12 protein-coding genes and 1 tRNA gene are annotated in these 16,740 nt (G+C 66.5%); 5 read left to right on the top strand and 8 right to left on the bottom strand.

What is annotated here, in order from left to right:
* Positions 1 to 59 precede the first annotated feature (59 nt).
* Both ABIB28_RS14315 and ABIB28_RS14310 read right to left on the bottom strand, forming a co-directional pair.
* The gene (locus ABIB28_RS14315; protein WP_354288802.1) at positions 60 to 551 is read right to left on the bottom strand and encodes a nuclear transport factor 2 family protein; all 492 of its coding nucleotides are present in this window, start codon (positions 549 to 551) and stop codon (positions 60 to 62) included.
* A gap of 53 nt (positions 552 to 604) precedes the next feature.
* Positions 605 to 2,206 (bottom strand): carboxyl transferase domain-containing protein, encoded by a 1,602-nt coding sequence (locus tag ABIB28_RS14310; RefSeq protein ID WP_354288800.1) that lies wholly within the window; start codon positions 2,204 to 2,206, stop codon positions 605 to 607.
* A 138-nt stretch (positions 2,207 to 2,344) separates the two neighbouring features.
* Here ABIB28_RS14310 and ABIB28_RS14305 point away from each other — a divergent pair, with 138 nt between their 5' ends.
* A complete protein-coding gene (locus ABIB28_RS14305) occupies positions 2,345 to 4,408 on the top strand; it encodes a M13 family metallopeptidase (RefSeq protein ID WP_354288799.1) in 2,064 nt (687 codons plus the stop codon).
* Between the two features lie 132 nt (positions 4,409 to 4,540).
* On the opposite strand, the gene ABIB28_RS14300 is transcribed toward ABIB28_RS14305, so the two are convergent.
* Entirely contained in the window at positions 4,541 to 5,704 is a 1,164-nt protein-coding gene (locus tag ABIB28_RS14300) for an isovaleryl-CoA dehydrogenase (RefSeq protein ID WP_322159813.1), read from the bottom strand.
* 182 nt (positions 5,705 to 5,886) lie between these two features.
* Between ABIB28_RS14300 and ABIB28_RS14295 the strand changes: the two genes are divergently transcribed.
* Positions 5,887 to 6,768 (top strand): MBL fold metallo-hydrolase, encoded by an 882-nt coding sequence (locus tag ABIB28_RS14295; RefSeq protein ID WP_354288798.1) that lies wholly within the window; start codon positions 5,887 to 5,889, stop codon positions 6,766 to 6,768.
* A gap of 306 nt (positions 6,769 to 7,074) precedes the next feature.
* Here the strand turns inward: ABIB28_RS14295 and fghA are convergent, their stop codons facing one another.
* The 4 genes from fghA to ABIB28_RS14275 all read right to left on the bottom strand — a co-directional run bounded on the left by fghA (position 7,075) and on the right by ABIB28_RS14275 (position 12,039).
* Complete coding sequence (gene fghA, locus ABIB28_RS14290) at positions 7,075 to 7,920, bottom strand: S-formylglutathione hydrolase (protein ID WP_354288924.1); 846 nt, start codon at positions 7,918 to 7,920, stop codon at positions 7,075 to 7,077.
* Between the two features lie 117 nt (positions 7,921 to 8,037).
* Positions 8,038 to 8,111: transfer RNA gene (locus tag ABIB28_RS14285), tRNA-Gly, on the bottom strand.
* 277 nt (positions 8,112 to 8,388) lie between these two features.
* Positions 8,389 to 9,501, bottom strand: coding sequence for a glycoside hydrolase family 68 protein (locus ABIB28_RS14280; protein WP_354288797.1), 1,113 nt, complete (start codon positions 9,499 to 9,501; stop codon positions 8,389 to 8,391).
* A 69-nt stretch (positions 9,502 to 9,570) separates the two neighbouring features.
* Entirely contained in the window at positions 9,571 to 12,039 is a 2,469-nt protein-coding gene (locus ABIB28_RS14275) for a TonB-dependent receptor domain-containing protein (RefSeq protein WP_354288796.1), read from the bottom strand.
* A gap of 152 nt (positions 12,040 to 12,191) precedes the next feature.
* On the opposite strand from ABIB28_RS14275, the gene ABIB28_RS14270 reads away from it, so the two are divergent.
* Positions 12,192 to 13,517 (top strand): MFS transporter, encoded by a 1,326-nt coding sequence (locus ABIB28_RS14270; protein ID WP_354288794.1) that lies wholly within the window; start codon positions 12,192 to 12,194, stop codon positions 13,515 to 13,517.
* Here ABIB28_RS14270 and ABIB28_RS14265 read toward each other — a convergent pair whose 3' ends face one another.
* Positions 13,518 to 14,525, bottom strand: coding sequence for a LacI family DNA-binding transcriptional regulator (locus tag ABIB28_RS14265; protein WP_133187057.1), 1,008 nt, complete (start codon positions 14,523 to 14,525; stop codon positions 13,518 to 13,520).
* Positions 14,526 to 14,769: 244 nt separating this feature from the next.
* Between ABIB28_RS14265 and ABIB28_RS14260 the strand changes: the two genes are divergently transcribed.
* Positions 14,770 to 15,039: a hypothetical protein gene (locus tag ABIB28_RS14260; RefSeq protein WP_133187055.1), complete on the top strand. Its 270-nt coding sequence runs from the start codon at positions 14,770 to 14,772 to the stop codon at positions 15,037 to 15,039.
* Positions 15,040 to 15,319: 280 nt separating this feature from the next.
* Positions 15,320 to 16,126: a ferredoxin--NADP reductase gene (locus ABIB28_RS14255; protein WP_354288923.1), complete on the top strand. Its 807-nt coding sequence runs from the start codon at positions 15,320 to 15,322 to the stop codon at positions 16,124 to 16,126.
* The last annotated feature ends 614 nt before the right edge of the window (positions 16,127 to 16,740 follow it).

Below are 16,740 nucleotides of genomic sequence, written 5' to 3'. Positions count from 1 at the left end.
AGGACCGCCGCGCGCCCACGCACAGCGGCTCCGGCCTGCGCCGGGGCGACGGGGGTAGGTCATCCCTCGCAGCCCGTCGTGCGCGACGACCAGGTCAAATTCTGGACCTTCCAGCTGCCGTCCTCGCGCACCAGGTCGAAATGGTCGTAGCCGCAATGGTGGAGCTTGCCGTCGATGCGGAAGGTGTAGGGGCTCCACACCATCGCGATGTCGCCGTCGATCTCGACCGCGGGCGTGCCGAGCCGCTCGTCATAGCGCTCGGGCCCGGGGGCGAAGCGCGCGAGCAACTGCTCGCGAGTTGAGTGCGTAATCTTGCGCGTGCCGTCGGCCTGCTCGGCGATCGCGGTGGCGGTGGCGTCGGTGCGCAGCGCCTGGCCGATCGCCGCCGCATCGCGCGCGGCGATGCCGGCGAGCAGCGCGTTGACCGGCGCCATCACCTGCGCCTCCTCGGTGCCGGGGGGCGGCAGGCCGGTGCCCTTGACGATCGGCTGAACTGGGGTCGTCTGCGACCCCATCTGGGCGGCGAGCAGGAGAGCGAAGATCAGGGACATAAAGGTTCCTTAAGGTCTCGCGAAATGGGGAAGGATGAGGGTCGGATCGGCCATCACATCCGGAACACGCCGAACGCCGGGCGCTCGGGGATCGGCGCGTTGAGCGTCGCGGCGAAGGCGAGGCCGAGCACGTCACGCGTCTGCGCCGGGTCGATGATGCCGTCGTCCCACAGCCGTGCCGTCGCGTACCAGGGATTGCCCTCGTCTTCGTATTTCTGGCGGATCGGGGCCTTGAACGCCTCGGCCTGCTCGTCGCTCCAGCCATCGGCATCGCGGTGGACGGTCGCCAGCACCGACGCCGCCTGCTCGCCGCCCATCACCGAGATGCGGCTGTTGGGCCAGCTGAACAGGAAGCGCGGCGAATAGGCGCGCCCGCACATGCCGTAATTGCCAGCGCCGAAGCTGCCGCCGATCAGCACGGTGATCTTCGGCACGCTCGCCGTCGCCACCGCGGTGACGAGCTTGGCACCATGCTTGGCGATCCCCTCGGCCTCGTATTTGCCGCCGACCATGAAGCCAGAGATGTTCTGCAGGAACAGCAACGGGATCCGCCGCTGGCACGCGAGCTCGATGAAATGCGCGCCCTTTTGCGCGCTTTCCGAAAACAGCACGCCGTTATTGGCGAGGATCGCGACCGGCATCCCCCAGATATGCGCGAAACCGCAGACCAGCGACGTGCCGTAAAGCGCCTTGAACTCATGAAACTCCGACCCGTCGACCAACCGCGCGATGATCTCGTGCACGTCGTACGGCGCGCGCACGTCGCTCGGCACGATGCCGTACAGCTCCTCGGCATCGAACTTCGGCGGCCGCGGCTCCTTCACGTTCGCGGCAGCGCCCGTTTGCGGCTGCAAAGTCGAGACGATATCGCGCACGATCGTCAGCGCATGCTCGTCATTCTCGGCGACGTGATCAACTACGCCAGAGCGCCGCCCATGCGTATCCGCGCCGCCCAGTTCCTCAGCCGAGATCACCTCGCCCGTCGCCGCCTTCACCAGCGGCGGCCCGGCGAGGAAGATCGTCCCCTGCCCGCGCACGATGATCGTCTCGTCCGACATCGCCGGCACATAGGCGCCGCCTGCGGTGCACGAGCCCATCACGCACGCGATCTGAGGGATACCCTTGGCGCTCATGTTCGCCTGGTTGAAGAAGATCCGCCCGAAATGGTCGCGGTCGGGGAAGACGTCGGCCTGGTGCGGCAAGTTCGCGCCGCCCGAATCGACGAGGTAGATGCACGGCAGCATGTTCGCCTCCGCGATCTCCTGCGCGCGGAGGTGCTTCTTGACGGTCAGCGGGTAATAGGTCCCGCCCTTCACCGTCGCATCGTTGCAGACGATCATGCACTGCCGCCCCGAGACGCGCCCGATCCCGGCGATCACGCCCGCGCCCGGCACCTCGTCTTCATACAGCCCGTTGGCCACCAACTGGCCGATCTCGAGGAAGGGCGAGCCCGGATCAAGCAGCCGCTCGACGCGCTCGCGCGGGAGCAGCTTGCCGCGTGCGGTATGGCGCTCGCGGCTCTTCTCGGTTCCCCCGAGCGCGGCTCGGGCGACGTCGCCGCGCAAGCGCTCGACCAGGGCGTGATTGTGCGCCGCATTGGCGCGGAAGGTCTCGCCATCGGCGCTGAGCTTGGTGTCGAGGACGGGGGCGCTCAAAGCGGGCTTCCTGCTTGCGGTATCCGTTGCATATGAAACTGCCTAGCGATCCGCGCCGACGAAGGAAAGCCGATTGGCAGACGCGACGGAGCGCGTATACCGCGACGCAAAGCCGATAGTTGCAGAGGAAACATCCTGATGAAACGCTTCTCCGTCCTTTCGATCGCATTGCTCGCCAGCTCGGCGATCGCCACCGGCGTCGCGGCGCAGATGATCGGCACGCAATCGGGCGTCGACCCAGCGCTGATCGACAAGAGCGTCAAGCCGGGCGACAATTTCGACGATTACGCCAATGGCACGTGGCGCAAGACCGCCGAGATCGAGCCAGCCCGCTCGTCGACCGGCGGCGGCGTCGAGGTCTCCAAGGTCGCCGAGGCGCGCAACGCGACGATCATCCAGGACGCCGCCAAGGCGAACGCCGCACCCGGCAGCAGCCAGCGCCTGATCGCCGACTATTACGCCGCCTATAACGACACCGCCGCGATCGAGGCGCGGGGGATCGCACCGCTCAAGGCGCTCATCGCGCCGTATTATGCACTGCGCGACAAGGCCGCGCTGGCCAAGGTGATGGGCGCGCAGATGCGTGCCGATACCGACCCGTTCAACAACAACAATTACGCCAGCACGACCAATCTGTTCGGCCTGTTCGTCTCGCAGGATCTCAACCAGCCCAAGCGCAACACGCCGTATCTGATGCAGGGCGGCCTCGGCCTCGCCGACCGCGACTATTATCTGTCGCAGACCCCGCAAATGGCCGAGCTGCGCGAGGGCTACCAAGCCTATCTGACGCAGATCTTCGGCCTCGCGGGCCTGAGCGATCCGGCGGCCCGCGCCGCGCGCGTCTTCGCGCTCGAAATGAAGATCGCCGCTGCGCAGACCGACATCGAGGCAAGCCAGGACGCGAGCAAGGGCGACAATCCGTGGGCCCGCGCCGACTTCGCGCGGAAAGCCCCGGGGCTCGACTGGACGGCGTACTGGGCAGCGGCGGGTATTCCCGCGGGCCAGCAGGACTTCATCGCCTGGCAGCCCGATGCGATCACCAAGCTTTCGGGCCTCGTCGCAAGCGAGCCGCTCGCGGACTGGCAGGACTGGCTGACCGCGCACCGCATCACCGCGACAGCCTCGGTGCTCCCCAAGGCGTTCGACGATGCGCGCTTCGCCTTCTACGGCAAGCAGCTCAACGGCACCCCCGCGCAACAGACGCGCGACAAGCGCAGCATCGCGGCGGTCAATGCGGCACTCGGTGACGAGGTCGGTCGGCTCTACGCCGCGCGCTATTTCTCGGCGCAGTCGAAGGCCGAGATCCAGACGATGGTCAAGAACATCGTCGGCGCGTTCGACCAGCGCATCCAGAAGCTCGACTGGATGACCCCGGGGACCAAGGCCGAGGCGCGGCGCAAGCTGTCGGTGCTCTATGTCGGCGTCGGCTATCCCGACCATTGGCGCGCCTTCCCCAAGTTCGCGGTCGACGCGAAGGACCCGATCGGCAATCTGGAGCGCGCCGATCTCGCGATCTATCGCTACCAGATCGGCAAGCTCGGCAAGGCGCCCGACCGCACCGAATGGTGGATGACCCCGCAGACGGTGAACGCGGTCAATCTGCCGCTGCAGAACGCGCTCAACTTCCCCGCCGCGATCCTGCAGGCGCCGTATTTCGACGCGAAATACGATGCCGCGGCCAATTACGGCGCGATCGGCGCGGTGATCGGGCACGAGATCAGCCACAGCTTCGACAATCTCGGCGCCGATTTCGATTCGACCGGCAAGTATCGCAACTGGTGGACCCCGGCCGATCTCGCGCGCTTCGAACAGGCCGGCTCGGCGCTCGCGGCGCAATACGATGCCTATGAGGCGCTGCCCGGGCTCAAGCTCAAGGGCAAGCAGGAGCTCGGCGAGAACATCGCCGACACCGCCGGCCTCACCGCAGCGTACGAAGCGTATCGCGCGTCGTACGGCGGCAAGGAGCCGCCGGTGATCGACGGGATGACCGGCGACCAGCGCTTCTTCCTGGCGTTCGCGCAGAGCTGGCGGACCAAGATGCGCGACAAGGCGCTGCGTGCGCGGATCGCGACCGACGTCCATGCGCCGGCGATGTTCCGCGTGCTGACGGTGCGCAATCTCGATGCCTGGTATCCGGCGTACAAGGTACAGCCGAGCGACAAGCTGTACCTCGCGCCGGGTGCGCGGGTTCACGTCTGGTAAAAGGGGGGGGCTTCTCCCCCCCCAACCCCGTCATGCCGGGCTCGTCCCGGCATCCACCGTGCTACATAGCTGGCGATTGTAACGCCAACGCCACGGTGGATCCCGACACAAGGCCGGGATGACGGATATAGGTTACTGCGCGGCGGGCGCGTCGTTGCCGATCAGCTCGCGGCCGATCAGCATCCGGCGGATCTCGTTGGTCCCCGCGCCGATATCGAGCAGCTTGGCGTCGCGATAGTAGCGCTCGACCGGCCAGTCCTTGGTATAGCCCGCCCCGCCCAGCGCCTGCACCGCCTCGTTGGCGACCTTCACGGCATTCTCGCTCGCGAGCAGGATCGCGCCCGCCGCATCGAAGCGCGTCGTCCGCCCGTCATCGCAGCTGCGCGCCACCGCATAGACATAGGCTCGCGCCGAATTGAGCGCGACGTACATGTCGGCGACCTTCGCCTGCATCAGCTGGAAACTGCCGATCGCCTTGCCGAACTGCCGCCGCTCGCGGACGTACGGCACGACCACGTCGAGGCACGCCTGCATGATCCCGAGCTGGATTCCCGCAAGCACGGTGCGCTCGTAATCGAGCCCAGACATCAGCACGCCGACGCCGCCATTCTCCGGGCCCATGATATTTTCTTCCGGAACCTCGCAATCGGTGAAGACGAGCTCAGCGGTCGGCGAACCGCGCATCCCCATCTTGTCGATCTTCTGCCCGATCGCGAAACCCGGCATGTCCTTCTCGATCAGGAACGTCGTGATCCCGCGCGAGCCCTCGCCCGTCTTGGCATAGACGACGAGCGTGTCGGCATAAGCCGCGTTGGTGATCCAGAATTTGGTGCCGTTGAGCACATAGCCGCCCTGCACCTTGTCGGCCTTGAGCTTCATCCCGACGACGTCCGATCCCGCGCCCGCCTCCGACATGGCAAGGCTGCCGACATGCTCGCCCGAGATCAGCTTGGGGAGATATTTTGCTTTCTGCTCAGGGTTCGCCCAGCGCGCGATCTGGTTGACGCACAGGTTCGAATGCGCGCCATAGCTCAGGCCGACCGACGCCGACGCGCGCGACACTTCCTCGCACGCGATGACATGCTCGAGATAGCCAAGCCCGAGCCCGCCATCCTCTTCGGCAACCGTCACGCCGTGCAACCCGAGCGCACCCATTTCGGGCCACAAGCTCCGCGGAAACCAGTCCTCGGCATCGACCTTTGCCGCGATCGGCGCGATCCGGTCGGTCGCGAAGCGCTGTGTCGTGTCGCGGATCATGTCCGCCGTCTCGCCCAGCGCGAAATCCATCTGGTTCATGATCGACCTCTCTTAGTTTCTCGTGTTACCACCGCGCATAGCGTGGCTCGTTGCAAAGCGGTAGCTGCGCGATTGTCCAATCGATGCCGATCGACCCCTACCAAGCGGAACCAGCAAAACCCGCCACGGGTTAGACCCGCGCCGATCCTGGATCGTTGCTCTACTGTCACGAGGACTCCCGAATGCCCGTAAAATCGATTTTCGCTGCCGCGCTCGCCTTGCTCGGCGCCAGCTCCGCCATTGCCGGCCCAGTCCCGATCGGCCCCGCGGCCACCGCCTTCAAGGTCGGCAGCATTCGAGTCGTCGCGCTGCGCGACATGATCAACGCCGTGCCCAACGATGCGAGCGTGTTCGGCCCGCAAGTCGGCGTCCCCGCCGTCTCGGCGGTGCTGCGCCAGGCGGGCGCCCCCACCGATACGCTGCCGCTCGGTGTCGACGCGCTGCTCGTCGAGCTGCCGGGGCACACCGTGCTGATCGACACCGGGCTCGGCCCCAAGGTCGGTGGCGCGCTGCCCAGGAGCTTTGCCGCGGCGGGCGTCGATCCCGCCAAGGTCACCGACGTGCTGATCACGCATTCGCACGGCGACCATGTCGGCGGCATCCTCACCGCAGACGGCGCACTCGCCTTCCCCAATGCGACGATCCGCATGGCTGCGGCCGAATGGGCGTTCCTCAAGAGCAAGCCCGACAATGCCGCGCTGGCCGCCGCGATCACGCCCAAGGTGCAGACCTTCACCCCCGGCGCGTCGGTCGTGCCCGGCATCCGCGCGATCGCGCTGCCCGGTCACACCCCCGGCCATTCGGGCTATGAGATCAGCTCGGGCAAGGAGCGCCTGCTCGACATCGGCGACAGCGCGCACAGCGCGATCGTCTCGCTTGCCAAGCCCGAATGGGTGATCGCGTACGACACCGACGCCAAGCAGGGCGTGATCCGCCGCGAAGCGACGCTCGCGCAGCTTGCCGCAAGCCATGAGCGCGTGTTCTCCCCGCACTTCCCCTTCCCCGGCGTCGGGCAGATCGTGAAGCGCGGCACCGGCTATGTCTGGCAGCCCGCGCGCCGCTGACCCCTGCCCGGCTGGCGCAGACCGACCAAGTCCAAGACGACGCTCGCAGATCTTTTCGCCAAAACGCTCGAACTCGCCGGCGTCGAGGGATCTACGGCGTCGTCGGGGATAGCCTGCACGGACTCACCACGCCCTGCGCGGTAGCGGCAAGTTCGCGGCCTGCGCCGGAGCGTGCGGCTCAGGCTACAGGCTCCCCATCAGCGGCCCGTACGATGACGGACCTCACGCTCGACATGGCGAGAGCGGGGATTCGATGATCGACCTCTTCAAGACCAATGGCGGGCTGCTGAAGCGGCTGTCCTGGCTTCAGCGCGCCAAATGGCGCGCGTGCCAGGCGACATGTTCGGCAAGGAAGGTCGAGATAAAGTAGTAACTGTGGTCATACCCCGGCTGCATCCGCAGTTCGAGCGGGATCCCGGCGGCAGCGCAGGCGGCCTCGAGCAATTCGGGCCGCAACTGGGTTTCGAGAAACGCATCGGCATCGCCCTGATCGACGAGCAGCGCCGCCACGCGCGCGCCATCCTCGATCAACGCCACCGCGTCATGCTTGCGCCACACCTCACGATCCTCACCGAGATACCCAGCCAGCGCCTTCTGCCCCCACGGCACCTGGCTCGGCGCGCCGATCGGCGCGAACGCCGAGACCGAGCGATACTGCCCCGGCCGCGCCAGCGCGAGCGTCAGCGCGCCATGCCCGCCCATCGAATGCCCGGTGATCGACTGCCGGTCGAGGTCGACCGGGAAATTGGCGGCGACAAGCGCTGGCAACTCGTCGGTAACATAGCTCGCCATGCGGTAATGCTGCGCGAACGGCGCCTGCGTCGCGTCGACATAGAAGCCCGCGCCGAGCCCGAAATCGTACGCCCCCTCGGCATCATCGGGAACGCCCTCCCCGCGCGGCGAGGTATCGGGCGCGACGAAGATGATCCCCGCCTCGCGACAGGCCGCACGATACTCACCCTTTTCGGTGACGTTCGCCTGGGTGCAGGTCAGCCCCGAGAGATACCACAAGACCGCAAGCCGATCGCCCGGTGCGTGATCGGGGACGAACACGCTGAACGTCATCGGCGTCCCGGTCTGCGTCGAATCGTGGCGATAGACGCCCTGCGTCCCACCATGCGCGCGTGTTTCGGATACCGTCTCGAGGGGCATTTCGACCATCCCGTATGTGCTGCAACACGGTCGTACCGACCGCGCGAGGGGACATAGCCGCGATCGACCCACGATGGAAAGCCGAGCCGGTACCGCGCATGATTGTCAGGAAAACCGTGGAGCGGGTGAAGGGAATCGAACCCTCGTCGTAAGCTTGGGAAGCTTCTGCTCTACCATTGAGCTACACCCGCAATGCAACACCGTTGCCGACGAACCCGACGTGCCGTTGCACGTGGTCCTGAAGCAAGTCCGTTGATGGACGCGTCCCTGCCACATTACGAACCCGCTCGTCAACGGAACGATCCTCGCCGCCAGCGCTGGCGTCCGACGAAGTGATGCGGCGACGCGATCGGGGCGGGCCGCGAGTCCGGAAACCTTGGTCACACGTCGGCAATGCCACCGTTTTTGGAAGGAATCCTGGCCGCCGTGTCGCCGCTGCCCGGCTCTACCCGCAGCGCTGTCACCCGCTCACGCAAGCGACGCGCGATTGCCGTCGAGCACGATGCGGAACGGAGCTGCGGGCGTTCCGCCGAAGGCGCGGCGCGCTTCCGCCACATCGACCGGGTCGCCCGTCAGCCCCGGCCGATCGACGAAGCTGATCACGCTGAGGTCGCCCAGCACGAGCCAGCTATACGCCTGGATCGGCGCATCGGGCGGATTGCCGCAGACCAGCCCCGTTCCGTTGAGTGGCGTCCACGGCCCGGCAAGGTGCTCGGCGACCATGCCGTACAGCCCGGTCGGACCCGATGGGCCGCCATCCGCGAACACCTTACGCTGCGTCGACCAGAAGCAATAATAGCGCTGGTCGGAGTGGACGAGGTGCGGCCGTTCGAGCTCGTTATTCACTCCGTCGGCGGTGATCAGCGGGGGCTCGAGCGTCCACTGTCCGCCCCCGCCCCGCGCCACCCCGATCGCGCCGTTCCATGGGGAGGAAGACTGCGCGAGCGAGGCGGCGAAGACGAGATATTCGGCACCATCGGCCGGATCGCAGAACCACGCCGGATCACGGAACGCCTTGATCGTGCCGATCGCGCCGCCGCCGGTCATGTCGCGCGAATAGATCTGCCCGTCGGCCACGACCGATTCGACCGGAACCGACCAATCCGCCAGCCGTGGCACGCCGTCTGCAATCGACAGCGTCGCGCTGGTCTCGAACAAGCGCTGGTCGAAGCTCGGCTCGGCCTCGCCGCGATGCCCGGCGGCGGTGAAATAGAGCGTCACGCGGTCATGCTGCGGCGTGACGATCGCCGAGCCCGACCATTCGCGGCTGCCCGGCGCAAACCCGTCGGGCAGCAGATCGCCGAGATCGCGCCAGCCGTGCGGCGTCTCGTGCATCAACCGGATGCGCGCGAGCCCGTGACGCGATTCGGGATCGGGCAGGACGGGCGCGGACAGCAGCATCTGGAGCGCCCCGCCGGCAATCGCGGCCGTCCGCCCGTCGCGCTCCTGCACCGGCCAGTAATCCCACAGGTCATGGCCCGGGAGCACCGGTGCCATGCTCTGCGCCGCGATGTGCGGGACTTCGGGAATCGGGCGGTGCGCGATCGCCGCCACGGCATCGCGAGACCAGATCGTTGTCATACAGGGCTACCCATCAGGTCCGTCAGAAAAACGCCCCGGGGCGCACGTCGCGCGCCCGGGGCGGTCGGTTCAGAAGTCGAGCTTGACCGCCGCCGAGATCGTACGGCCGTTGATCGAACGCGCCCGGACGATCCCGTTCGCGGGGATCGCGGCTTCTTCGGCCTCGGTGAAGCCCTTGGTGTTGAACACATTGTTGGCGTTGATCGAGACCTGCACGCGCGCGACCGGACGCACGCTGAGGAACGCGTTGACTTGCGTGAAGCCCGGCAGCTTCAGCTGATTGGTGTCCTGCGCATAGCTCGACGTCGTCCCGATCGCGCTCGCGCCGAGCGTGAACAGCTCGGTCGTGTATTGCGGGGTGATCTTGTAGACGAACTCGGCCTGGCGGCGCGGACGGTTGCCGATGACCGCGGGCGTGACGTTGTCGCTAGTGATCTTCGCCTTGGTGAAGGTCCCGTTCGCCGCGAGGCTGAACCCGCCGACGCGATAATTGCCCTCGAGCTCGAGGCCGTACGCGCGGTAGGTACGGTCGAAGAACTTCTGGCTGGTCGCTTCGAAATTCTGCTCGGCGGTCTTGGCCCAGAACGCCGTGCCGTACAGGTTCAACCCGCCATTGCTGTACTTCACGCCGGCCTCGGCCTGGCGGACGAAGTCGACCGGCCGTGCGCCTGGCTGGAGCAGACCCGAGGTCGGGCTGACGTTGTTCGAATTGAACAAGAAGCGATCCGCATTGGCGCGACCCCCGCGGCTGTAGCGCGCGAAGATCGAGAGATCGCTCGCCAGCCGGTAGTTCGCGCCGAACGAATAGGACGCATAGTGGAAGTTGTAGTTGACCGGCTGCGGACGGTTGACGGGGATCACCGTGGTCTGCGTCTCGGGGTAGGAAATCGTCCCGTTGCCATCGACGTCGAAGCTCGTCGTCGGACCATCGCCGACGACGAAGCCGCGTGCGCTGCCGCTGTCGTAGCGAATGCTCGCATCGACGTTCAAGCCGCCACCGGTATAGCCGATCGAGGCGAACGGCGCGTTGGTGTCGTAATCGACATTGTAGCTGCGGCGGCAGCAATTGCCGAAGTACGATGCGCCATAAGCGACGAGGCCATTGTCGGTGCGCGATGCGCCCGCCGCCGTGCGGACGTTGAGCAGCGCGGCGTTATCGCCCTTCGCGTCGAGCAGGTACGACGACCAGGTCCAGTCGACATTGATCGTCTGGCGCGACTTGTAGAAGCCGGCCGAGAAATCGATCGTCCCATCACCCGTGTTGAAGCGACGATTGACGCGCAGATCGTTGGTAATGTTGTTGAGGCTGTTGAGCTTGGTGTTGAACAGCACCACGCCGATCGCGTTCGACGTTGTCGGGTTGGCATAGAGCTGGCCGGCATTCGGGCCATTGGCATAGCTCACAATCGCCCCTGGGCCACCGATCGCGTTGGCGAGGTTCTGCGCCGTGTCGACGGTTGCCGGGAACGGCGAGATGAAGCGCCCAGAAATGTCCGAATAGCGGAACTTGTCGCTGACCTTCCAGCCGTCGGCGACTTCGAACTCGGTCTCGAACCCGATCGCCTTGACCACCGGATGCATGCCGTCGCGAATGTCGTCGACCTCGCGATTGTTGGCACCGTCGAGCGTCACTGCGCGCGTGAAGTAGATGCTGTGGATCGTGTCGTTGTTGGCGCTGAGACCGGGCAGCGAGCTATATTTCGGGTCGCTGTTGGTGCCGCTCACGCGGACCGGGCTCGGCAGATAGGCGATCGCGCGGTCGTCGAGATATTTGACGTTGAGGCGGAAGAAGCCGCGATCGAACGTCCTGGTGATGTTGCCGCGGATCTGCCCGCCCTTGTTGCCGTCATAGCCGGCGCGACGCGGGCCTTCACCGACGCGGTAGAAGCCGCCGACGTTGAAGCGCAGCGTGTCGCTCAGCTTGCCGCCATAATCGGCATCGAGGCGATATTCGCCGTAATCGAGCCCGACGGTGCCCTGGATCGAGCCGCCTTCCTGCTCGCCGGTCTTGGAAATGAGGTTGATGACGCCGCCGGGCGAGTTCGACGCGAAGGTCGAGGCCGAACCGCCGCGAACCGCCTCGACGCGCGCGACGTTGAAGTCGGTGCGCAGGAAGATGTCGGTGTTGGCAAAGGCGATGTCGCCATATTCGAGGATCGGCAAGCCGTCTTCCTGCAGCTGCAGGAACTTGGCGCCGCCCGATGCGACCGGCAGGCCGCGCACGGCGATGTTGGCATTGCCCTCGCCGCCCGACGATTCCGAACGGATGCCCGGCAGGCTGCGGAACAGTTCGGCGGCGGAGCGCGGCGCGGCGTTGGCGATCGCGTCGGCATTGAGCGAGCTGACCGAGACCGAGCTGTTGAGGCGGTTCTGCCCGCGCGCCACGGCGGTGACGATGATGTCGTCCTTGTTCGACGCTTCGGCGTCGCTCTGGACGGGGGCCGGTGCATCAGCCGCTGGCGCCGCCTGCTGCGCGAATGCCGGGGTGCCGATCATTATTGCGGTGGTGGCGAGAAAAAGGGTGCGCCCTTTCAACATATCACTCTCCTGAAACGGTAAGGCCGTTTATTCGGCTCGCACCGGCCCTAAACTTTTCGCGCAAACGATTGCAAGCGGAAATTGCAAACGATTGCGCAAACAGCTACAGCGCGTTGCAGGGCGGCAACAGTCCGCCCACGGGGAGAGAGAATGTGACGAGAGGATCGGTCGGCAAGGTGCATTTGTCGTTCGCGCGCATCCTGCAGATGAACCTCGGGTTCCTCGGGCTGCAATTCAGTTTCGGGCTGCAACAAAGCAATATGGGCCCGATCTACAGCTATCTCGGCGCCGACGAGGGCAGCATGCCGCTGCTGTGGCTGGCGGGCCCGATGACCGGGCTCATCATCCAGCCGCTGATCGGATCGATGAGCGACCGCACGCGCACCCGGCTCGGGCGCCGCACCCCGTATTTCCTGATCGGCGCGATCCTGTGCAGCCTGTCGCTGTTCGCGATGCCGTACAGCCGCACGCTGTGGATGGCGGCGAGCCTGCTATGGGTGCTCGACGCGGCCAACAACGTGACGATGGAGCCCTACCGCGCCTATGTCAGCGACCGGCTCGCCGAGCAGCAGCGCCCGCTCGGCTTCCTGACGCAGAGCGCGTTTACCGGGCTCGCGCAGACGCTGTCGTATCTCGCGCCCTCGTTGCTGGTGTGGTGGGGCATCAACAAGGATGCGCTCGACAGCAACGGCATTCCCGAAATCACGCGAATCAGCTTCCTGATCGGGGCGATCCTGTCGATCACGACGATCCTGTGGTCGGTATGGCGCGTCCCCGAATTGCCGCTGACGCCGGAGGAAGACGCCGCGATCACCGCCGATCCGCTGTCGGTGCGCTCGACGATCACCGGGCTGGTCGACGCGATCCGCGACATGCCGCCGACGATGCGGCAGCTTGCGGTGGCGATGCTTTTCCAGTGGTTCGGGATGTTCTGCTACTGGCAATATGTCGTGCTCGCGCTTGCCCGCGGGGTGTTCCACACCAGCGACCCGGCGAGCGTCGGCTTCCGCGATGCGGGGCTGCTCAACGGGCAGCTCGGCGCGTTCTACAATTTCGTCGCGTGCGTCTCGGCCTTTGCGATGGTGCCGTTCGCACGGCGCTTCGGCGCCAAGCCGATCCATGCGGTCGCGATGGTGGCATCGGGCGCGGCCATGCTGACGATCGCGTCGACCGGGTCGATCCCGCTGCTGATCGTCGCGATGGTCGGCATCGGCATCGGCTGGGGCAGCTTGATGGGCAACCCCTATCTGATGCTCGCCAACGCGATCCCGCCCGAGCGGACCGGGGTCTATATGGGCATCTTCAACATGTTCATCGTCATCCCGATGATGGTCGAGATCCTGTTCGTGTGGCTCGCCTACCGCCCGCTGCTCGGCGGCGATCCGCGCCATGTCCTCATGCTGGGCGGCGCGATGATGCTTGCAGCCGCCGTGGCGACGTGGCGGATCCGCACGCCGGCCCGCCCCGCGGGCGCCTGATCAGGCCGAGCCGCGCAGGATCAGTTCGGGCGCCATCGTCACCGACTCGACGTCGGCGCCCTCGATCCGGCGGAACAGCAGATCGACGAGCACCCCCGCCCCGCGCGCGACATCCTGCCGCACCGTGGTGAGCGGCGGCGTGGTGTGCATCGCGATCACGACGTCGTCATAGCCGACCACGCTGACGTCCTGCGGCACGCGCTTGCCGTGCGCCGCGAGTGCGCGCAGCGCGCTCATCGCGATGACGTCCGACGCGGCGACGATGCCGTCGGGCGACGAATGCCCGGCGAGATAGGCTTCGATCGCGGCGTACGACGCCTCGCTCGTCAAATGCATCGGCAGCAGCGTCGCCTGCCCGCTCCCCGACGCGGCGAGCGCTTGCTGGAACCCGACATAGCGCGCGGCGAATTCGGGCACTTCGATATTGCCGAAGAACGCGAGCCGTCGCCGCCCCTGCGCGAGCAGATGCTCGGCGGCGAGTCGCCCGCCCGCGACATTGTCGGTCCCGACGGTGGTCTGCGTCTTGTCGGGCACGTCCGCGCCCCACACGACGATCGGGCGGTAGCGCGCGGCGACGCGCTCGATCGCGTCGATCTGGTTCGACTGGCCGACGACGACGACGCCGTCGACGCGCCCGGCATCGACGATCGCGTCGAGCCAGCGATCGTTCGCCGGGATCACGCGCGACAGCAGCAAATCGTGCCCGCGGTCGGCGATCGCGTCTGCCAGCGGCCCGAGCAAGCTCATGAAGAACGGATCTGACAGATGCTGCTCGGCTTCGTGGCCGAGCGGCAGCACCACGCCGATCGCCCCCGTTCGCCCGAGGCGGAGGTTGCGCGCGGCCTGGTTGACCTTGAAGCCATGCTCGCTCGCCAAGCCGACGATCCGATCGCGCGTCGCCTTGGCGATCACGGGGTTCCCCGCGAGCGATCGCGAAACCGTGGCGACGGAAACGCCCGCCAGTTCGGCAAGTTCGGCCAGGGTCGTCACGGTCGTGGTCACAGGCATCCCCGACCTTTGCCGTGTCCGGCGCGAATCGCCAACCGCTAACGCGAACCCCCGACGCGTTACGCACGGCTGCACGCCGAACGCGATCGAATTTTCACGGAATATCCGCCGCTATGCGGTATCTTGCGCCTGCGCGCGCACCGCGATTTGCGGTCGCGTGGGCGCGTGCGGGGGAACATACCGGCGTCTCCCGACGCTGTACGTCTCGAGCCTGCGGGCATTCCTAGCAAAAAGGCGAACGATCATGGTTGAAGCTACCTGGGGCAAAGACACCAAGACGCCCCCCATCGAATGGCGGATGAGCGCGTCGCTCGAAGACGTGCCGCGCGGCGCGGAGGACGTGGCCGAAGTCACCAGCCTCGAAGGCGCGGTGCGCGCGTGGCGCGCGCTCGACCCCGCGCACCAATCCGCAGCGACGTTGACGCTCGAGCGCGCGATCCAGCTCGACGGCGTGTCGCTGACCACCTTTACCGGGAACAGCATCGCCGCCCTGGTCGAGAAGCTACCCGACTGACCCGCCCGCGCGATCGCGATAAAGTTACACGTTGAATTATGCCGCCCGACCGGAGTAACGGGTGCGCGATTATGTCGATCGCCCGGGCGCCGCGCTGTATGCGGCCCCATGTCGCGCTGGTCGGGCCCGCAACGGCACCGACTCGCGCGGTCAGGCGTTCATTCTGCAGGAAGAGGTGCGATGGGCAGCCGCGCCAAGATCGGGAGCATACCCGGTGGCATGGCGTGGCGGCGAACTTGCATTGAAGGACGATCTATCGATGAGTGATGTGGTGACGAGCATGCCCAGTAGCGAACCGACCTCGCTCGAACCGACTTCGGCGCTGAGCGTCGAGACCGTGCTCAGCGTGCGGATGTGGAACGAGCATCTGTTCAGCTTCATGATCACGCGCCCCGCGAGCTTCCGCTTCCGCTCGGGCGAATTCGTGATGCTCGGCTTGGCCGGCGAGCAGCGCCCGTTGCTGCGCGCTTACTCGATCGCGAGCCCGGCCTACGCCGAGGAACTCGAATTCCTCTCGATCCGCGTGCCCGACGGCCCGCTCACCTCGCGCCTGTCGCAGATCCAGCCGGGCGACCAGGTCTATCTCGGTCGCAAGCCGACCGGCACGCTCGTCGCCGACGCGCTGCTGCCGGGCAAGCGGCTGTTCATGCTGTCGACCGGCACCGGCCTCGCGCCGTTCCTCAGCGTCGCGCGCGATCCTGAGATCTACGATCGCTTCGACCAGATCCAGATCGTCCACAGCGTGCGTCGCGTGACCGACCTTGCCTACCGCGAGCCGCTCGAGGCGAAGCTGGCGGACGATCCGCTCGTCGACGAGCAGGCGGCGACGCAATTCTCCTACGTGCCCACCGTGACGCGCGAGCCGTTCCACACCAGCGGGCGGATCGACAAACTGATCGACGACGGCACGCTGTTCGCCGACATGCCCGGCGAGAAGCGGCTCGACCCCGCGACCGACCGGATCATGCTGTGCGGCAGCATGGAGATGATCAAGGACCTCGCGGCGAAGCTCGAGGCGATGGGCTTCGTCGAGGGTTCGAACTCGCATCCCGGCCAATATGTGATCGAGCGCGCGTTCGTCGGCTGACGGGCGGCTGATTCCCGACATTGCGTAGCCCCCGTCACCTTCGCGAAAGCGAGGGTGACGCTTCTGCATCGGGCCGCGGGCCAGGCAGCGGGGTCCCCGCTTTTGCGGGGATGACGGAGCTGGGCGGGTCCCCGCCGTGTGGCCTCGTCCACGCGCAGTTTCGTCCATCGCAAGACGCTTCGTCTCATGGAAGACTCGAATTCGCGCCCCGCAGCTCAAAAGCCCCTCCCCTTCAGGGGAGGGGTTGGGGTGGGGAAGTCACAACGCTAGCTCTCTGCGATGCATCCCCCACCCCCATCCCCTCCCCTGAAGGGGAGGGGCGGAGCCAGGTCATCCCTTCCCGTCAGGCGTCGTCTAAACCCTGAAGTCTGGTCACGCCGTCCGAAGTTCGCGGAGCGGCCCACACCGATAACCGTCGCCCCGGCGAAGGCCGGGGCCCCCCCTTTTGTGTCCGGCCCCACGCCAAGCCATCCCGAGGCCCCGGCCTCCGCCGGGGCGACGCCAGTGGCTATGTCCGACTTTGGTGGTGGGTTCAACGGGTGGTCGCAACGCATCATTCTCATGATGAGAAGGAGTGGTGCGATGAAGCAGCGTCGTCGGATATATTACTCGGC

Source organism: Sphingomonas sp. UYEF23, assembly GCF_040546165.1.
Lineage (GTDB): Bacteria > Pseudomonadota > Alphaproteobacteria > Sphingomonadales > Sphingomonadaceae > Sphingomonas > Sphingomonas glacialis.
This window is presented reverse-complemented; position numbering and strand designations above follow the sequence as displayed.